Annotated in this window: 13 protein-coding genes and 3 pseudogenes; 9 read left to right on the top strand and 7 right to left on the bottom strand. The window is 42.7% G+C overall.

Annotated features, from left to right (window positions below):
* Window positions 1–8: 8 nt before the first annotated feature.
* A complete protein-coding gene (locus FD724_RS34755) occupies window positions 9–4,280 on the bottom strand; it encodes a strawberry notch family protein (protein ID WP_179076244.1) in 4,272 nt (1,423 codons plus the stop codon).
* Between the two features lie 95 nt (window positions 4,281–4,375).
* On the opposite strand from FD724_RS34755, the gene FD724_RS34750 reads away from it, so the two are divergent.
* Both FD724_RS34750 and FD724_RS34745 read left to right on the top strand, forming a co-directional pair.
* Window positions 4,376–5,602 carry an RNA-guided endonuclease TnpB family protein gene (locus FD724_RS34750; RefSeq protein WP_179076243.1) on the top strand — a complete coding sequence of 409 codons (1,227 nt, stop codon included), beginning with the start codon at window positions 4,376–4,378 and terminating at the stop codon, window positions 5,600–5,602.
* Between the two features lie 15 nt (window positions 5,603–5,617).
* A complete protein-coding gene (locus FD724_RS34745) occupies window positions 5,618–5,797 on the top strand; it encodes a hypothetical protein (RefSeq protein ID WP_179076242.1) in 180 nt (59 codons plus the stop codon).
* Window positions 5,798–5,804: 7 nt separating this feature from the next.
* Here FD724_RS34745 and FD724_RS34740 read toward each other — a convergent pair whose 3' ends face one another.
* The gene (locus tag FD724_RS34740) at window positions 5,805–6,239 is read right to left on the bottom strand and encodes a hypothetical protein (RefSeq protein ID WP_179076241.1); all 435 of its coding nucleotides are present in this window, start codon (window positions 6,237–6,239) and stop codon (window positions 5,805–5,807) included.
* A gap of 194 nt (window positions 6,240–6,433) precedes the next feature.
* Between FD724_RS34740 and FD724_RS34735 the strand changes: the two genes are divergently transcribed.
* The 7 genes and pseudogenes from FD724_RS34735 to FD724_RS41315 all read left to right on the top strand — a co-directional run bounded on the left by FD724_RS34735 (window position 6,434) and on the right by FD724_RS41315 (window position 13,553).
* A complete protein-coding gene (locus FD724_RS34735) occupies window positions 6,434–6,682 on the top strand; it encodes a hypothetical protein (RefSeq protein WP_179076240.1) in 249 nt (82 codons plus the stop codon).
* Between the two features lie 474 nt (window positions 6,683–7,156).
* Window positions 7,157–8,644 (top strand): IS1380 family transposase, encoded by a 1,488-nt coding sequence (locus tag FD724_RS34730; RefSeq protein WP_179076239.1) that lies wholly within the window; start codon window positions 7,157–7,159, stop codon window positions 8,642–8,644.
* 470 nt (window positions 8,645–9,114) lie between these two features.
* Window positions 9,115–9,327 (top strand): hypothetical protein, encoded by a 213-nt coding sequence (locus FD724_RS34725; RefSeq protein ID WP_179076238.1) that lies wholly within the window; start codon window positions 9,115–9,117, stop codon window positions 9,325–9,327.
* Between the two features lie 65 nt (window positions 9,328–9,392).
* Window positions 9,393–10,588, top strand: a pseudogene (locus FD724_RS42215) (ISAzo13 family transposase).
* Window positions 10,589–10,618: 30 nt separating this feature from the next.
* Window positions 10,619–11,809, top strand: coding sequence for a DUF2252 domain-containing protein (locus tag FD724_RS34715; protein ID WP_256874693.1), 1,191 nt, complete (start codon window positions 10,619–10,621; stop codon window positions 11,807–11,809).
* A pseudogene (locus FD724_RS41320) lies at window positions 11,769–13,019 on the top strand (SulP family inorganic anion transporter); the annotation flags it as partial. The gene FD724_RS34715 and the pseudogene FD724_RS41320, both read left to right, overlap by 41 nt.
* A gap of 84 nt (window positions 13,020–13,103) precedes the next feature.
* A complete protein-coding gene (locus tag FD724_RS41315; protein WP_256874718.1) occupies window positions 13,104–13,553 on the top strand; it encodes an STAS domain-containing protein in 450 nt (149 codons plus the stop codon).
* Between the two features lie 325 nt (window positions 13,554–13,878).
* Here the strand turns inward: FD724_RS41315 and FD724_RS34705 are convergent.
* The 5 genes and pseudogenes from FD724_RS34705 to FD724_RS34685 form a co-directional block, all read right to left on the bottom strand.
* Window positions 13,879–14,199 (bottom strand): annotated as a pseudogene (locus FD724_RS34705) (polysaccharide deacetylase family protein); the annotation flags it as partial.
* 245 nt (window positions 14,200–14,444) lie between these two features.
* Window positions 14,445–15,578 carry an ISAs1 family transposase gene (locus FD724_RS34700; RefSeq protein WP_179076236.1) on the bottom strand — a complete coding sequence of 378 codons (1,134 nt, stop codon included), beginning with the start codon at window positions 15,576–15,578 and terminating at the stop codon, window positions 14,445–14,447.
* 196 nt (window positions 15,579–15,774) lie between these two features.
* Window positions 15,775–15,915 carry a hypothetical protein gene (locus FD724_RS34695; RefSeq protein WP_179076235.1) on the bottom strand — a complete coding sequence of 47 codons (141 nt, stop codon included), beginning with the start codon at window positions 15,913–15,915 and terminating at the stop codon, window positions 15,775–15,777.
* 32 nt (window positions 15,916–15,947) lie between these two features.
* Window positions 15,948–16,277, bottom strand: a complete 330-nt coding sequence (locus FD724_RS34690) for a hypothetical protein (RefSeq protein ID WP_179076234.1) — start codon at window positions 16,275–16,277, stop codon at window positions 15,948–15,950.
* A 346-nt stretch (window positions 16,278–16,623) separates the two neighbouring features.
* Window positions 16,624–17,214: a hypothetical protein gene (locus tag FD724_RS34685; protein WP_179076233.1), complete on the bottom strand. Its 591-nt coding sequence runs from the start codon at window positions 17,212–17,214 to the stop codon at window positions 16,624–16,626.
* Between the last annotated feature and the right edge of the window lie 107 nt (window positions 17,215–17,321).

The following is a 17,321-nucleotide window of genomic DNA, read 5'->3' as shown; positions in this document are numbered from 1 at the left end:
GTTGGAAATTATCCCAAGATTTCAATCACAGCCGCTAGAATAGCTGGGGCTTTGTCTGAAACCGGAATGAATACGCGCTTTTGCCAGTTGATGATCTCGGTGAAGCAACCCACAGCTAACAGTCGCTCTGCCAGCGAGATAGCATTAACCAGTTCTATGCGAGCTTCATTAGCAATGAAAGACCGCCGCAAGGTTACGCCACCCGGCAACTGCTGTGTATATCTCTCGTTGAGTACCAGCTTCACAAGTTCTTCTGGAGAAAGCAGCTGGTTCCTGAGTCCGAGTTGTTCGCGCACGGTTTGAATGTCGTGAGCATTCACCACCCGACCGAGAATCTTTTGTCCATCGCTGGTTTGCAACCGGAATACTCGACTATTGTGCTGTGGCAGTATTTTCCAGATGGGTAGGAGAATACCAGTTACTAAATGCAGGTAATCGGTTGTGAACTTAGGCAGTGCATCTACCTCTTTCGACCAAGCAGCAATGAACGCATCGACACAAACCGCTTTCCAAGTGGAAGATTCTAAATCTTTAACTGGTATACGTGTTTCTTTTTGGGGACGGACGAGTAACACTCTTGGTACAACACCACCATCAGCGTCGAATAGACTGTGAGTTGGAATTGACACACCCGCATGACCAGATTTAGTATTAACAATCAGTCTCCCCTGATACTGAGTAGCAAACTCAAGCATCTCAATAGCTGTTCTGATGTTGTTCTTCTGAACGCGCTCAATCTTCAAGTAGTTGGTCACGCTACCAGTTTGAGTATGAGTATAAACTGATTCACAGCTTTCGATATTAAATCGTTCTGCTCGAAGTGTTTCCACACCCATCTCGTAAACACCAGCCGCGATCGCTGCTTCAATCTGCTGGCTCAAGAGTAATTCAAACCTCTCGAAAATCAAGTTTTGCATATCAATTCGTAGAGCCAGTAGTCGGTTGAGGAATTGACGCAATGGGGGCAAGTCGATTTTCATCCCGCCTTCATGAGAGGTTAAGCTAAGTCCAGTCATTTGCTCGAACTTTCCTAAAGGCACTTCATAAAATCGACCTTGGAAGATTTGCTTAAATAACTCATACAAAGCGTGTTCTGCATACTGAGATTCAAGATTATCCTTAGCCTCAAATATCCCATTGCTACCCGTCTGCCGTTGACCGCGAGTAAGAGCGCCCAAGCTATCCAGCCTTCGGGCAATGGTTGAGATAAAGCGGCGTTCACCGATGACGTTAGTGGTAACAGGTCTGAACACGGGTGCTGATGCTTGGTTTGTGCGATGCGATCGCCCCAACCCCTGGATTGCGTTGTCTGCTCTCCAGCCGGCTTCTAAAAGATAGTGCGATCGCCGTCTCCTATTCACAGCGTTGAGGTCAGCGTGATAGCTGCGACCCGTGCCGCCTGCATCAGAGAAGATGAGAATTTGTTTTTCGTCCGCCATGAATGCAGCAGTTTCAGCAATATTCGCCCCACTACCCCGTGAATCAACGAACAAACGCCCTGAATCATCTTTCAAAACTCGCTTGCTGCGACCTGTAACTTCAGCCACTTGCTTATTACCGAAGTGCCACAGCAATTGTTCTAATGCACCAGGGATTGGATCAAGGCTTGCTAACTTATCGACTAACGCATCCCTCAAGGCTACAGCTTCTTGGGAGATAACTGGAGAGCCATCAGCTTCAAAGACTGGCTCGGATCTTTCTTCTCCATCAACGCCAGAATGAATGGAATGTAGATGAACAGGGAAAGCACTCATCAAGTAGTCCATCACATATTCTCGTGGGGTCAAGTCAAGATTGAGATCCTTCCATTCGGAAGCCGGAACTTCATCAAGTCGTCGTTTCAAAAGTTCTTCATTAGTCGAAACTATTTGAATGACAACTGCAAGACCTTGGACTAAATCCTGCTCAATCGCTTTGATCAGGGTAGGGCATTTCATCCCGGTCAGCAGATGATTGAAGAACCTCTGTTTATGGCTCTCAAACTGTGACTTGGCAGACATCTTAGCAGCACGATTGTACGTTTTTGCGCCAGTTATATTGCAAGCTTCTAACGCTTTCTCTAAATTATTATGAATAACCTGAAAAGCATCGGAATAGCTGTTATGGCTCCGTTCCTGCCTCGGCGTTAACTCAATTTCGAGAGTCTGGTACTCAACTCCCTCGAATGAAAGACTCCGCGCCAAATACAGACCGAGTGCTTTCAAATCTCTAGCCACAATCTCCATCGCGGCGATACCACCGCCCTCAATGGATTCCACAAAATCCTCACGGGAGGTGAAAGGGAAATCTCCAGTCTGCCAAAGCCCCAGGCGATTGGCGTATGAGAGATTTGAGACTTTAGTTGCACCAGTTGCAGAAACATAGATAACCCGTGCTGATGGCAGTGCGTTTTGCAACCGCAGCCCAACAATACCTTGCTGGGATGCTGCAACCATGCCCAGTTTACCCTCTTGAGCCATTGCATTGCCCATACTGTGGCACTCGTCATAGGCGATCGCTCCCTCAAAGTCCTTGCCTGCCCATTCAACAATTTGCTTGAGCCGACTTTTACCGTTCTTTTGAGAACGTAGAGTTGAGTACGTGCAGAACAGAATGCCTTGGGTGAAGGGTATTGGATCGCCAAGCTTAATGTTGCTCAGGTCGATGATGTCGCGCTCAGTACCACCCAGCGCACACCAATCTCTACGTGCGTCCTCAATAAGAGCAGAACTTTTGGATACCCAAATTGCTTTTCTTCGTTCCTGACACCAGTTGTCGAGGATGATTCCTGCACATTGTCTACCCTTACCAGCACCCGTCCCATCGCCTAAGAACCAGCCACGACGAAATTTTACGGCATTTTCTTCGCCAGTTGCCGCTACAGTCACATTATCCCACGAATCATCTACCAAATATGAACCAGACAGAAATTCACAGTGCGTTTGACCTGCGTAAATGACGCTCTCAAGCTGTGCCTCTGACAACAAGACTTGTGTGATAATGTTGCTAGGAAGATGCGGTTTATAAGTTGGTGCTGGTGGTAACACAAGTGCTAGGGCTGCACTTTCGCAAAGCAGTGAGGGATGAGGTAAAGCGTCCTTTATTCGGATTCGCTGTGGGCGATAGGTTTCGTATAGGGTATCTTTCAATCCCTCACTAGCCGTCCACTCGATAACCTCATATTCCAGCACTACTACGTCGTCTGGAAGAGAGAAAACTGTTTCTGGTTGTGCAACTATAATACGTTTTGGCAATTGAACAACTTTTGCCTTCGCCGCAGCAGCTTTGATATCTGAGCGTTCCCACGAAGACCTCTGTGGCAACTGCTCAATTAATGCCAGTATTTCAGGCAGATCCAAAGTTTCAGTAATACAAGGGATTTCGCTGGAGTCAGCCGGAACTTTGTCGATCACTGTAATCCGAGTGTCGATAGTTGTCCCATGTTTTGAGTAAACCTTGCCGTTAACCCCGACTGACATTAAAACTCGTGCTTCTGAGTGCCACCTAACAAAAGTCTCTCGCCAAGTAGGATTATTGGGAGAGAACCAATTGGCTGTGATTGTTACCAGTCGTCCACCTTCAGCCAGTCTTTGCAATGCCGAGTTGATATGCCTTTTTGTTGCGTCGGGATTGCGACTGCTGATTTTCGGGGATGACGAAAACGGTGGATTCATCAGCACAACTGAGGGCTGAGTCTTGCCAAGCAGATAGTCGTTAATCTGTTCCGCGTTTACTGAGAATAATGGTGTGCCAGGGAATAATCGCCGCAGAATCTTCTCCCTATCAGGTGCAAGCTCGTTGAGCATCAGACTTGCACTGTGCAGTTTAGCCATTTGTGCTAACAAACCAGTCCCGGCTGATGGCTCCAGCACCAAATCAGTAGCTTGTATAAATCCTGCTTTGGCTACCAGATAAGCAAGCGGCAGAGGGGTGGAGAATTGCTGAAGCTGTACCGACTCTTCACTACGGCGAGTATGCGTCGGGCAGAGGGCTGTTAATTCTTCTAATTGTTGCACAACCACTTGAGGTTGTTGTGATAAAATCTTAATTCCCAGATGACGCAGATATAATATTTGTGCTACTTCCACAGCTTCGTAAGCGTCTTTCCACTGCCACGCACCGGACGCAGCAGTGCCTAGAAAATAGCGATTCATCTGGGCTTGGATTGTCCTGTTGGAGATAGTCCGTTGCTCAATCAGTGATTTGGTGAGTTCTTGAGCAACATTGAGGATTGATTGCCCATAATCCAGAACTGTTTCTAGGTCAAATAGAGTTCCTTGTGTGGCTATAAGGCTGACCATATTTATTATCAGAAAACTGGGTTTAAAACCCCGTCTTTGAAAGACGGCTTTATGTATTTTTTGGTAACATAAGATTGTGGTTAATTGGTCGAGCCATGATTGTTTACGAGTTTAAAGTTAAGGGAAAACAAAAGCAGTATTGCGCTATCGATGAAGCAATTCGTACCAGCCAATTCATCCAAAACAAGTGCTTACGCTACTGGATGGATAATAAAAATATTGGTAGGTATGACCTGAATAAATATTGTGCGGTACTAGCTGTTGAGTTTCCCTTTGCCTCAGAACTCAATTCAATGGCGAGACAATCTGCTGCGGAACGTTCTTGGAGTGCAATAGCTCGGTTTTACGACAACTGTAAGCGCAAGGTTAAAGGTAAGAAGGGGTTTCCCACGTTTAAGAAAAACTGCCGTTCGGTTGAGTATAAATCAACAGGATGGAAGCTTTCAGAAACGAGAAAAGCCATAACTTTCTCTGACAAGAAAGGTATTGGAACTCTGAAATTAAAAGGAACTTACGACCTTAACTATTACGACATCAAGCAAATTAAACGCGTTCGTCTAGTACGTCGTGCCGATGGGTATTACGCCCAATTTGCAATTGACATTGAGATCAAAGTAGAAAGCCAACCTACCTTACAAATAGTAGGGATTGACTTGGGATTAAAATACTTTATTGCTGATAATAAAGGCAATGTAGAATCATCTCCCCAGTTCTACCGTAAATCAGAAAAGCAGTTAAACCGTGCAAATCGTCAAAAATCTCAAAAGTTCAGCCCAGAAAGAAGAAAAGCCAAGCTTCCACAATCTAACAATTACCACAAAGCTAGAAATCGATATGCCCGTAAGCATTTAAAAGTAAGTAGGCAACGAAAAGAGTATTGCAAAAAACTAGCATACTCCGTCATCCAATCTCACGATTTGGTAGCCTATGAAGATTTGAATGTCAAAGGGCTGGTACGGAATCGACATCTAGCTAAATCTATCAGTGACGCTGGTTGGTACACTTTCCGACAGTGGTTAGAATATTTTGCTCATAAATATGGGAAAGTGACTGTTGCAGTACCTCCCCATAATACAAGTCAAAACTGTTCTAACTGTGGTGAGAAAGTGAAAAAATCCCTATCTAACAGAACTCATGTTTGTCCTCATTGCGGATATACCGAAGATAGAGACATCAATGCAGCTATCAACATTTTGAGATTAGGACTCAGTACGGTAGGGCATACCGGAACTTACGCTACAGGAGATTTGCCCTCTTGGGCAATTGGCGCAAGCCTGTTGTCTAACGGTGAGTCTATGAATGTAGAATCTCCGTACCTTTAGGTCGGAGAGTGTCAAATGAATACATCACTTTCGCTTTGGCGTAGCCGTTTGACCCGGATTTCTCACGCCTTGCTCAAAGCCTGTGCAAGTGCCGGTTCACTAGTGGGAGCAGAGGAGAGTTCAATGTGCCTTGTTCTTTACACTTTGCCCCTCTGTCCCTTCCCTCAAGCTTGGAGAAATGCGGGTTTGAGCTAAGGACGGGTTAACTATAATTTTTTTGGTACTTTCCAGTTATCTTGCGTGGCTTGGTGGACTGGCGCTTAGTACTAGTTGAGGCGGATTTCTTAGACGTGGACGATTTTGCTTTAGTCCGCTTGGGTTTGATCGGTTGTACTTTGGCAGGTGGGAGTAGTCGGAGTCTGGGGAAAGGGATTATAACTGCTGGCGTGAGAACAGAATGGTGAGGGGATTGTGGTTCTAGAGTCCAGGGGTCGGAAATCTTCTCAAATGCGATCGCCCTTGGAGTAGGTTGTGATGCTGTTGCGGAAACTGTGGGCTGTTCAATAACTGGTGGTTGCCATCCGAATGGAGGTAAGGGTACAACCCACAAACTATCCATGAAATCGAAAACCATCAGCGCAACAAAGCTGATAACGACTGCTTGGATCGTGAGGGTGAGAGTAGCTTGGATATCCATAATTAACTCCAAATGTTTGTGATTTTTCAATGTAGTGAGGCGTTGCAGTTGGGTTTGGTCGTTGCAACTCTCACTCTGGCTTTGGCGTAGCCATGAAAATTCCCATTCACAAAACGGGTGATTATGTTTACCCAGAGCATTGAAATCTTCTTAGCAAAAGCTAAGATCCAAAAAGTTACTAATTGCAATAAGCAATGGCAAGCAAAACAATCGATGTCCGAGAGTACACTGTCAAAGCGCACAAGCGGGAAATTCACACCCGTGTTTTTAACTTCGTATGTAAGCAGTGCGAACAACCCACGCAACGAGAAACGTTTGGTGTCCGACCGCTCTACTGTGAAATATGTCGTCCGCCACAAGCACCTAAGAAATCATTAGTCCCTATAGGCAAGAGGAAACCCAGAGCTATGACTTACAAGAGTGGGAAGGATATAGCTGGGTAATTTGTTGTCTCAGGGTTTTGAGCAATCGCCTTTTGGCTATGCATTACTAAAAAGAGTAAGAGGGAATGGCACGCTTGTTAATCGCAAAGCCCTGATATAACAAGATTTTGAGTGTGGGAAGTGTGGGGAGAGGGGAAAGGGCGGGAAGTGTGGGGAGGGTGGGGAGAAAGAGGAGAATTTGAATAACTGCACATCAATGAACGCTGCATTGCCTCCCACACCCCCACACCTGCCAGCAAGGAGGTTTCAGCTTTTCAAGCGTGCCATTCGAGTAAGAGGCTAGAAAGTAGATATAGTTACATCTGTGACAGGTTAAGATAAAATTATCAATCAGTTAAAATACTCAAAATCCCCTTGATAAGAATGATAATCGTGTATGGGTAGAGGGGCCCGGATTTCTCACAAAGAGATAAAAAAGGGGTCAAAAACTGCGAAAATGTATATATATAGCAAGTATTTCAGCAGTTGTAAAGCATGACCCCAGCTTCAACAGATCGTATAGCGAAACAGTTCAAATTTGAACAGCCAAAATCACATGTAGTTGTAGTTAATTTCCAGGGTGGACAAGTAACATCCGATGCCGGGTTAACCTTAATTGCTGAAACAGACAGAAAACTGCAAATCACATCAAAATTTGCACAGTGTTTCCAAGATTACCGTCAGCCAAATCGAATTGACCATTCAATAGAGAGCTTAATTAAACAACGGATATACGGGCTGGTCATGGGGTACGAAGACTTGAATGACCATGAAGAATTACGTCATGACCCAATGTTTGCTCTAGCATTAGGGAAAAGAATAAAAGTAGAGGAGCAGTCGGTAATCTTAGCAGGAAAGAGTACATTAAATCGACTGGAACATTGTCCTGAAGATGTGGAACAAGGAGCAGACAGCCGTTACCATAAAATCGGACATTCTCCAGAGCAAATTGAAGGCTTATTTGTCAAATTATTTCTAGAATCTTACTCGAAAGAGCCACAACAAATTATTTTAGACTTGGACGTAACTGATGACCTCGTACACGGCAATCAGGAGCAAGTTTTCTTCAATACTTATTACGGAGGATACTGCTATGCCCCACTTTATATTTTTTGTGGAAAACATTTATTGGCAGCTAAATTAAGACCCTCAAATGTAGATCCAGCATTTGGGGCATTATCAGAAATACAGAGAGTAATTAAACAAATACGTCAAAAATGGCAGAATGTTGAAATTCTAGTACGAGGAGATAGTGCATATTCACGAGAAAATATAATGGACTGGTGTGAGTCTCAAACAAGAGTCGATTATGTATTTGGGTTAGCACAAAATAGTCGTTTAATTCAAATGGCTATGAAGACTAAAGATAGAGCCAGGATTGAATTTGAACAGAAATTATCAACAGTAGTTTCATTTTTAGAAACCGTATTTAAACCAGATGAACAGCTTCCAGGGCTTGCTTCTGACTTAATTGATAACTCAATTTGGTATAAGTCATTAGACTATCAGACTCGTGAATCTTGGAGTCGCAGTCGTCGTGTTGTTTGTAAGGTTGAATATGGAGCAAAGGCAGCCAAAATTCGTTTTGTTGTAACTTCTCTGGCTACGAATAAAGTACCTCCTAGTCAACTATATAAACAAAAATATTGTCAGCGAGGGGAGATGGAAAATCGTTTTAAAGAACAACAGTTAGAACTTTTTAGTGATAGAACAAGCACCCATACATTTGCGGGAAATCAATTACGTTTATGGTTCTCTTCTATAGCTTACGTTTTGATGAATGCTTTGCGTCAAAGATGTTTAGCTAAAACCGAATTACAAAATGCTACTGTTGGGACTATTCGTACCAAATTATTGAAGTTAGGAGCTTTGATTACTGTAAGTACACGCCGCATTTTAATTGCGATTACTAATTATTGCCCATACAAACATATCTTTGCTACTGCTCATAGACGCTTAAAAATGCTTCCTAATACCGCTTAATTTGAAGTTAAATTGCCTTTTACTTATTTCTAATTAATGATATTTTGGGCTTGGATTGATTCAAGTGTTGTTTTAAAATGCTTAATTTTATGAACAGAGCATTTTGATTTTATTACCAGTAAAAATATAGTAACTATTTTAGCTTTATAACTGCGGTTTTATACTTAATTTATCTCCGCGACTAAATTTTGCATTGATGATGTATCAAAAAAATGCCCCATATCAGGTTATGTAAATTGATTTTTACTGCTTGTGAGAAATCCGGGAGGGGGAGGAGCAATGCACCTTCTCCCGCTATATAGCAGTTGAAAATCTAGTCTAAACCCCAGTGGAGACAGGCTGTTAGTTCGGTATCGCTAACTTAAAAATTTTGTTGACGAACCCAATATTCTAGATAATATCAATCAATTACTATTACTTATTGACAAGAGCTAAATAGCTTTAACCTCTCACTGATGGGTCAAGCCTAAATGCAAAATCAGAACTTATCTTCACAGTGGCTCTCTCGTGCTGAAGGTAGCGCGATGGGAAAAGCCCTACGGGATCGAGTGCCGCGATCTAGCCATGAAGAGTGGAAACCTGCCCCCAATCGTCCTGACTGTGTTGCGCTGCTGGAGGAATCCAACCAAGGAAGATTGCTGGAATTAGGGGCTTGCAAGAAAATAAAATACCAGTCATTCTAGAAGAATAGGAGGCGCGGATCTGCCCGCGTTTGCTCTGAATTTCTAGAATTGGAATCACAGGGTTCATGCTTACCGACACCATAAAATCTACCTTCAAAGATGCAGCCAAGAAACTAACTGGCAGCTGTAAAAGAGACTTCATGGCAAAAGTTACTGAAGATTACTTCGATAGTTCAGCACGCATTGCAGAAACAGTTTTAGGATGGAATCGCTCCTGTGTACAACTTGGCTTGCATGAACGGCGGACAGGGATAGTCTGTGTGGATAACTATCATGCAAGGGGACGACATAATAGTGTTGAGATTCTGCCCAATTTAGAAGCAGATATTTGTTCTTTGGTAGATGCTCAAGCCCAAGCAGATCCAAAATTTCAATCGACCTTTCTATATGCTCGTATCAGTGCCAGAGCGGTACGAGAAGCATTAATCAGTGAAATAGGTTATGACCACAGTCAATTGCCGTCTCGTCAAACTCTGGGGAAGATTCTTAATAGCTTGGGGTATCGCCTAAAAAAACACAAAAAACAAAGCCCTTGAAAAAGATTCCGCAAACAGATGCCATTTTCGACAATGTGTTTCAGGAAAATCAGGCATCGGATGAGAATCCCAAATCGTTGCGAGTCTCTATCGATACTAAAGCCAAGGTGAAGATTGGCAATCTTTCCAGAGGTGGTAAAGCTCGGACACTGGAAGCAAAAGCTGCGGATGACCACGATACACAGTGGGAGGCAGTCTTAGTTCCTTTTGGCATTCTCAACACACACAGTGAAAAGCTTACGATTTACTTAGGTCAGTCGGCTGAAACCAGTGATTTTATTGTCGATTGTTTAACTGCTTGGTGGTATGAGAATCAACACGATTACCAAGATTATGATGAATGGGTGATTGACCTTGATGGTGGTGCAGCAACTCGCAGTAACCGCACACAGTTTATCAAACGTATGGTTGAACTGTCTCAAGCAATTAATTTAAGAATCCGACTGATTTACTATCCTCCGTACCATAGCAAGTACAATCCCATAGAGAGGTGTTGGGCAGCCCTAGAGAACTATTGGAATGGCGCAATTCTGGATTCGATTGAAGTTGCCATCAAGTGGTCTTCCAATATGACTTGGAAAGGGATTGCACCCATTGTTCACCGTGTTGAAGCAACCTATGAAAAAGGAATCAAGGTTCTCTCACAAGAGTTAGAACACTACCAAACCTTCTGGCAACCTTCCGAAACTCTACCTAAATGGGATATCACAATTTTCCCCGTTTAATTGGTATCTTATTTTCTTGCAAATCCCTTAGTGCCGATTCGCTATGGACGAATGCTGAAATCTCCTTTTGCATTTCTGAGGGGGGCAGCGAATATCATGGCAGCCGATCTGAGCGAAACTCCCAAGACTGGAATCAAAGTACAGACTTGTGGAGACAGCCATTTGTCCAACTTTGGTGGATACGGTACACCAGAGAGAAATCTCGTCTTTGATGTCAATGACTTCGACGAAACCCTTTGGGCCCCTTGGGAATGGGATGTTAAGCGTTTAGCTGCAAGTATTGTGGTGGCAGGTAGATACCTCAAACTAAGAGACAAAATCAGTCGGGCAGCAGCGATGGCATCTGTGCAGTCCTACCGAGAACATATAAATGAGTACGCCCAAATGACTGCTCTGGAGGTATGGTATGCCCATATTGGGGTGGAATCGCTACTCACCTTTACTACTCACACTAAAGAACTAAATATTGTCAAAAGTGAAGTGAAAAAAGCAAGGGCATTCAAGCCTGTCTTGGATCTGCACAAATTAACTGAAACGGTGAAAGGACAGCGCCGTTTTATTGACAATCCTCCTTTATTATTCCATCCGTCACCTGGAGATCGCCTTGCATCAGAGATGTTATCTGTTTTTCAGAAATATCGGAAAACACTACGTGAGGATTCCCGTATTTTACTAGACCAATATCAGATTGTTGATGTAGCAATGAAGGTGGTAGGGGTTGGTAGTATCGGCACCCGTTGTGGTGTTGCGCTTTTGGTGACAGGAGATAACGATCCTTTATTCCTACAAATTAAGGAAGCTCGTGCTTCAGTTCTAGAACCCTATGCTGGGAAAAGCACTTACGAGAACCACGCCCAAAGGATTGTAGCGGGGCAGCATTTGATGCAAGAAGCCAGCGATATCTTCCTGGGCTGGACAAAAGGCGATAGTGGTCATGACTTCTACCTGCGGCAACTCAGAGATATGAAAACTTCCGTCGAGATTGAAGGAATGTCGGAGACGGATTTGAGGGGCTACTCCCATTTATGTGGTTGGGCGCTGGCGCACAGTCATGCTCGTTCGGGGAATCGATTTGCTATTAGTGGTTATCTCGGTCAAAGTGACACCTTTGAGCGGGCGATCGCTAATTTTGCAGTAGCTTACGCCGATCAGACCGAGGATGATTACAAAGCACTAGCTGATGCAGTTGCAGCAGGGCAGATCAAGGCAATCGAAGAATAATTTTGGACAAGGATTTGAATCCGAAATAATGAAGAAATTGAACGCAAATACAGCCCAGTATCCAACTAAAAAGCGATTTCGCCTGTTTCAGGGAATTTTACCAATGACCGGAGCCACCATTGGGAATGATATCGTTGCGGGTATTGTGCTAGCAGCACTGGGCATTCCTGAAGTCATGGGATACACAAAGATTGCCGGAACGCCCATTGCCACAGGTCTTTATACACTTATTCTTCCAGCCTTGGCGTTTGCGCTCTTTGGATCTTCTCGCCATTTAGTGGTCGCAGCCGACTCTGCAACAGCTGCAATCCTGGCGGCTGGGCTATCAGGCTTGGCAGCGTTGGGGAGTTCCCAATATTTAGCGGATTCAGGATTAGTCGCCATTTTAGTAGCTGGACTTTTACTGTTAGCACGCCTGTTTAGACTGGGTTTCTTAGCGGATTTTCTGTCGCGTACCGTGTTGGTAGGTTTCTTGACTGGGGTAGGAATTCAAGTAGCGATCGGTCAATTAGGTGGATTGTTGGATTTAAAAGGCGGGGGGAATAATCCAATCCAGCAAATCATTAATACCTTTGAAGGTCTGCCCCATGCTAACCCATTAGCGATCGCTATTTCTCTAGCGGTCTTGATTACCATTAAACTATGCGACAGATTGCTTCCAAAATTTCCAGGTGCGTTGCTGGCTGTAATAGTAGCAATTCTTGCCAGTTGGCTGTTTAACTTTGCCAGTCATGGTGTTATGGTAGTTGGATCTATCCCTAGCGGACTGCCATCCTTTGGATTGCCAACTGTTGCTCTGAATGAAATTGGGCAATTATTTGGCATTGCCCTATCGTGCTGTATCGTCATTATTGCCCAAAGTGCAGCGACCTCACGCGCTTAAGCCTTCCGATACAACGAGGATTTTAAAGAAAATATTGACCTTGAGGGTCTAGCTCTGGCGAATCTGGCGGCGGGGGTGAGTGGAACCTTTGTGGTGAATGGTAGCCCGACCAAAACTGAAATTGTTGACACAGCAGGAGGACAAAGCCAAGTAGCTCAACTGACTACAGTAGCAGTGGTGTTAATAGTCATCCTCTTCTTCACTCAACCAATTAGCTATTTGCCGAATGCGGTTTTAGCAGCAATTGTATTTTTGATTGGATTAAAATTGATTGACATTCAGGGGATGCGGGCAATATTTTCGACCCATCGTGAGGAGTTTTATCTTGCGCTCGTTACTACTGCTACAGTTGTTTTTATCGGTGTTAAAGAGGGCATTGTTTTAGCAATTATTTTGTCGCTGATTTTGCATGTGCGTCATAGTTACCGACCGCATTCAGCCATCATTATTCCCGATGCTCAGAGATTATGGCAGCCGATTCCTGTGCGTATCGGCAGTGTATCAGCATCTGGTCTGATCGTTTATCGGTTTAGTAGAGACTTGTTTTATGCTAACGCCAGCTTCTTTTCAGAGGAGGTGCAAAATCTCGTGAAAAATGCGGAATCACCCGTGCGGTGGTTTATTCTGGAGTCCAGAGCAATTACTGAAATCGACTACTCTGCATCGCAAACGATTCGGGATGTCGTCAAGGAATTATCCCTTCAGAACGTAACTTTTGTCGTGTCCGGTCTGTCGCCGGAGGTAAAAGTCCAGTTCGAGCGGGACGGGCTGACAGATTTAATCGGAGCTAATCGGTTTTTTAACCACTTAGAAGAGGCATTGGTGGCTTTCCACGAAGTTGGTAACGAACAATCAACTTAAAGGAATTACAAGTCACTGTGCGGTCGCTTATGAGCGACTAATGGTCAGACTACTAGGTAAAATTAAGCTAATAGTTGGTAATCAAGATAAAAAAACATCAAAAATGCTTGAGAAAGAGCTTAATTTTTGAAGTCGTATGGATAGAACTGAGCAATCTCCCAAGGCAGTTTTATGATGGACGAACTGCACCTCTACGAAACCGACCTGAGAAAAACTAACTAGGGCGGCTCGGCTATATAATAACTTGATTAAAGCTCTAATTTTGCTTGAATTACTACCAAGATAAGAAGTAATTATACAATTTGAATAAAGAAGCAAGGTTACTTTATTTTTTATTTACGATGAATTTTTGGTTTTTATCTTGAATTTGTAAGAGTTCAGGGATGGTGACAAAGCGATAGCCCTGATTGCGAAAATTGGCAATAATTTCTGGTAAAGCCTGTACAGTCCTAGAACGATTACCACCACCATCATGCATCAATACAATTCCACCAGGTTTTGCCTCTCCGAATGCATTGCTGATTAATTTGGAAACAGCAGGACGGGAATAGTCTACAGAGTCAGATGACCACAAAATAATAGCGTATTTACTATTTCTAGCGTAGTCAACTACGCCATTATGCATCACTCCTCCGGGTAGGGGAAACGCACCTTATTTACTAATAAAAACTAAGAGAGAGTTCAAAATGACATAGATAATTGTAAAAATTGATGGAATGATAAATAGAACAAATGAAGTATTTCTGATAACCATGAATTAGCTTATCTGAGGCTGAATGATTATTTATTGATACTAAAACAACTCAATATTTGAATTTCTAAAAGTATGTTTATCTAGAGAAAAAGTGAGATTTTCCCTAAAGGTTTAAATTCAATTTCTGATATATTAGTTTATGCTAATGCTAAAACTCTTTCTAAATAATTGTTATCCAACCCAGCGAGAAACTGTTTATTTTTTATTCCCCGTTTGACACGTTTCTCTTTACCTAAAAGATTGACTGCAATATGTCTGAGAAGTGCAAAATTTTGTGGAGCATTATCTTTCCTAATCCGACAGTCATCTTCCTTCAAGGCGACATCCAATATCCAATGTAATGAATTCTCAATTCCCCAATGACTGCGAATAGAATTACCAAACTGTTTAGCATTTGACTCAAGGCTACTGATAAAATAATGGGTTGCAACCGTTGTTTCACCATTTAAGGAACGAACGGATTCTACCATTCCAACACTATTAAAGTTTGACCAAACTGAATCTGGATTAAGCCGAGACTGAATTTGAGATAACATCACATACTGGCGAATTTCACGACGACCATGCCCTATTTCATCTGTTTTATATGTGCTATGTTCAATCCCCTCAAAACCTGTACTTATCCCTAAATGGAAGAGTTTTTCAACCTCATCATGAAGATTTCCTTGATTCTTTTTTAACGTAATTACATAATCTGCATTTGACTGCGTAATTAACTTCACAATTTCTTTTTGGCAACCCATTGCATCGATTGTCACAATACATCCAGATAAATCTAATACTTTTAACAACTCTGGAATTGCTGTAATTTCATTCGATTTTTCATCTACCTTCACTTGTCCTAGCACTAGTCTATTTGTGGTTGCCCATGCACTCACTATTTGGATCGCGCTTTGCTCATTACTTTCATCATAAGAACCACGTAATGTTTTACCATCAATTGCAATTACTTCTCCTGAAGTTATCTGATGTATTGATTTCATCCAATCTACAAAACATGACTGAAATTGTTGAGGATTTATTTGTGCGAATACTCGTGCAAAAGTATCGTGTGAAGGAATGCCATTCGGAAGTTCTAAAAATGTTTTTAACCACTCATACTTCGCACAACCATAAGTTTCGATTCCCACCCATCCATCTGCCCCACAAATCACCGCGCATACGGCAATGGTCATGATATCGATTAACTTGTGTCGTTTAGTACGATCTATGCGTGGATCTTCTATTACACTAAAGTGGTCAGCAATCGTAATTTTGGGTTTAAGCTTCATTCAACTGTAATCTGGTTCTTCTTGTTTAAGGCACTATCGAATTTACTACAAAAACGAACCCGTATTGCTTGGCAGCCGACGGCTGCCACGAACTTACCTCCCTACAACGATTATCATTCTTATTGTATTTTCTACCTAATTCTCTGAAAGCCCTGTGTGGTGTAGTGTTGGGGAATTCAACCTTGATTATCGACCTTTAATATTTAGATGCGTTTGCCCTACCCCCTAAATGGATAATATCTTCAAAGGGAGTGAGCATTTTCACAACACTAATCTGCTCGGTTTCTAATGCTACTTTACCTAATTTATCTTTAACTTTCTTAGAAGAATTTGGCATAACTTTACCAATCACTGAAATTTCACTAGAACTTAGAATTTAGAACTTATTTTTCTGACGACTTCCGACTTCTGTTTCTGTTGTATTGATTGAAATCTCATATATCCCCTACTAATCCGAGGTACGCTGACGAACTTACCGAAAAAGTCTTTATTTGTAGAAATTGTCCACCATGTTGCCCATCCCCAAGCAATACTTAAGCTAGTACCTAACCAACTTGTTTTCAGTAGATAATTAAAGATAAATACATTTACTACTGCTATTAATGTCCAGGGAAATATTTGGTCGGCAGGGAATGGCCCTAGTCTTGGTCTTTCTCCTAAAATCCGATTTACTGTCCGAAAATCATGTTTTTTTGACATAATTATTGATTTAATCAAGAGTTATCAAAGAAAGGCAGAGGGCAGGAGGCAGGAGGCAGAAGGAATTTATTCCTTCTCTGATTGTCCGAGCTGTCTGCACGATTAGAATGAGCAAGGGTTTAAGACCCGTACAAAACTAGAGTTTTTGGTGGCTCCAAATCAAGAGGGGTCTCTCTTACAAAGTTGCTCCTCTTGGGGAGACCCCAAGACCGCACTTTGCGCTGAATCTCCAACTGAGGCAAACCTTCCTTCTGCCCTCTGCCTCCTGCCTCCTGCCTCCTGCCTTCGTTATCAGCTATTAATCCAAATGCGTATTTATCAATAACGGATAACTCATAAAGTTTTTTTACTGAACAATCAAAGCAGTAATTAAATCTCCAACAAAAACTGCCATAACTATGATTAATGGAGTTCTTGCTAGTGTCTGCCAGTCTTCATCATTTCGGGCAGATTGAATAATCCGAACTAAACTGATCCCAACATATAATAGGAATAAAGCTCTCAATACATTGAAAAAAAGCGCGATAACTGCTGCTGTTTGTCCATTGCCGGCATTACCAAAAGTGGTGGTCATCCAAGTTTGAGCATTATTGAAGAACTGAGCATTAGCTGGAGCCGCCGCAAAATCAATTAGGCAAATTACTGCTAACAGCGCAAACAACACAGCATAGAGATTAACTCCATACTTTCGTTGTACTTTATCGAAGTTAGTAAATAATGCTTGTGACTGTTTCGGCAAGGCAATGACGATGGCAGACGCAATCATAAATCCACCCATCAATATATTGTGGATGGACATCTCTGCTATCATCAACACACCAGTCACACCCATGAGTGTAAGTGTGCTTTTTGTCGCCCTCTCATTCTTTGGAGAAGGTGAGAGGGTTGCTGTTGCCGAAGCGGAAAAACTTTCTAGATATTCGTAGTCAGTACGCATCTGCTTTCGTTCTCCTGAACGATCTCTTGAGGGATAGGCACATTCTTGAATAAGTCAACCCCAAAATCCACAAACTCTGGTACTGAAAAAAACAGAACTGTAGTACT

Source organism: Nostoc sp. C057 (assembly GCF_013393925.1).
Classification (GTDB): Bacteria; Cyanobacteriota; Cyanobacteriia; order Cyanobacteriales; family Nostocaceae; genus Nostoc; species Nostoc muscorum_A.
The sequence above is the reverse complement of the archived record's forward strand: the minus strand, read 5'-3'. Positions and strand labels throughout refer to the sequence as shown.

What these genes read in the sequence shown, in the direction of transcription:
- FD724_RS34755 (WP_179076244.1), bottom strand. Translation starts at nt 4,280, where the DNA reads ATGGTCAGCCTTATAGCCACACAAGGAACTCTATTTGACCTAGAAACA.
- FD724_RS34750 (WP_179076243.1), top strand. Translation starts at nt 4,376, where the DNA reads ATGATTGTTTACGAGTTTAAAGTTAAGGGAAAACAAAAGCAGTATTGC.
- FD724_RS34745 (WP_179076242.1), top strand. Translation starts at nt 5,618, where the DNA reads ATGAATACATCACTTTCGCTTTGGCGTAGCCGTTTGACCCGGATTTCT.
- FD724_RS34740 (WP_179076241.1), bottom strand. Translation starts at nt 6,239, where the DNA reads ATGGATATCCAAGCTACTCTCACCCTCACGATCCAAGCAGTCGTTATC.
- FD724_RS34735 (WP_179076240.1), top strand. Translation starts at nt 6,434, where the DNA reads ATGGCAAGCAAAACAATCGATGTCCGAGAGTACACTGTCAAAGCGCAC.
- FD724_RS34730 (WP_179076239.1), top strand. Translation starts at nt 7,157, where the DNA reads ATGACCCCAGCTTCAACAGATCGTATAGCGAAACAGTTCAAATTTGAA.
- FD724_RS34725 (WP_179076238.1), top strand. Translation starts at nt 9,115, where the DNA reads ATGCAAAATCAGAACTTATCTTCACAGTGGCTCTCTCGTGCTGAAGGT.
- FD724_RS34700 (WP_179076236.1), bottom strand. Translation starts at nt 15,578, where the DNA reads ATGAAGCTTAAACCCAAAATTACGATTGCTGACCACTTTAGTGTAATA.
- FD724_RS34695 (WP_179076235.1), bottom strand. Translation starts at nt 15,915, where the DNA reads ATGCCAAATTCTTCTAAGAAAGTTAAAGATAAATTAGGTAAAGTAGCA.
- FD724_RS34690 (WP_179076234.1), bottom strand. Translation starts at nt 16,277, where the DNA reads ATGTCAAAAAAACATGATTTTCGGACAGTAAATCGGATTTTAGGAGAA.
- FD724_RS34685 (WP_179076233.1), bottom strand. Translation starts at nt 17,214, where the DNA reads ATGCGTACTGACTACGAATATCTAGAAAGTTTTTCCGCTTCGGCAACA.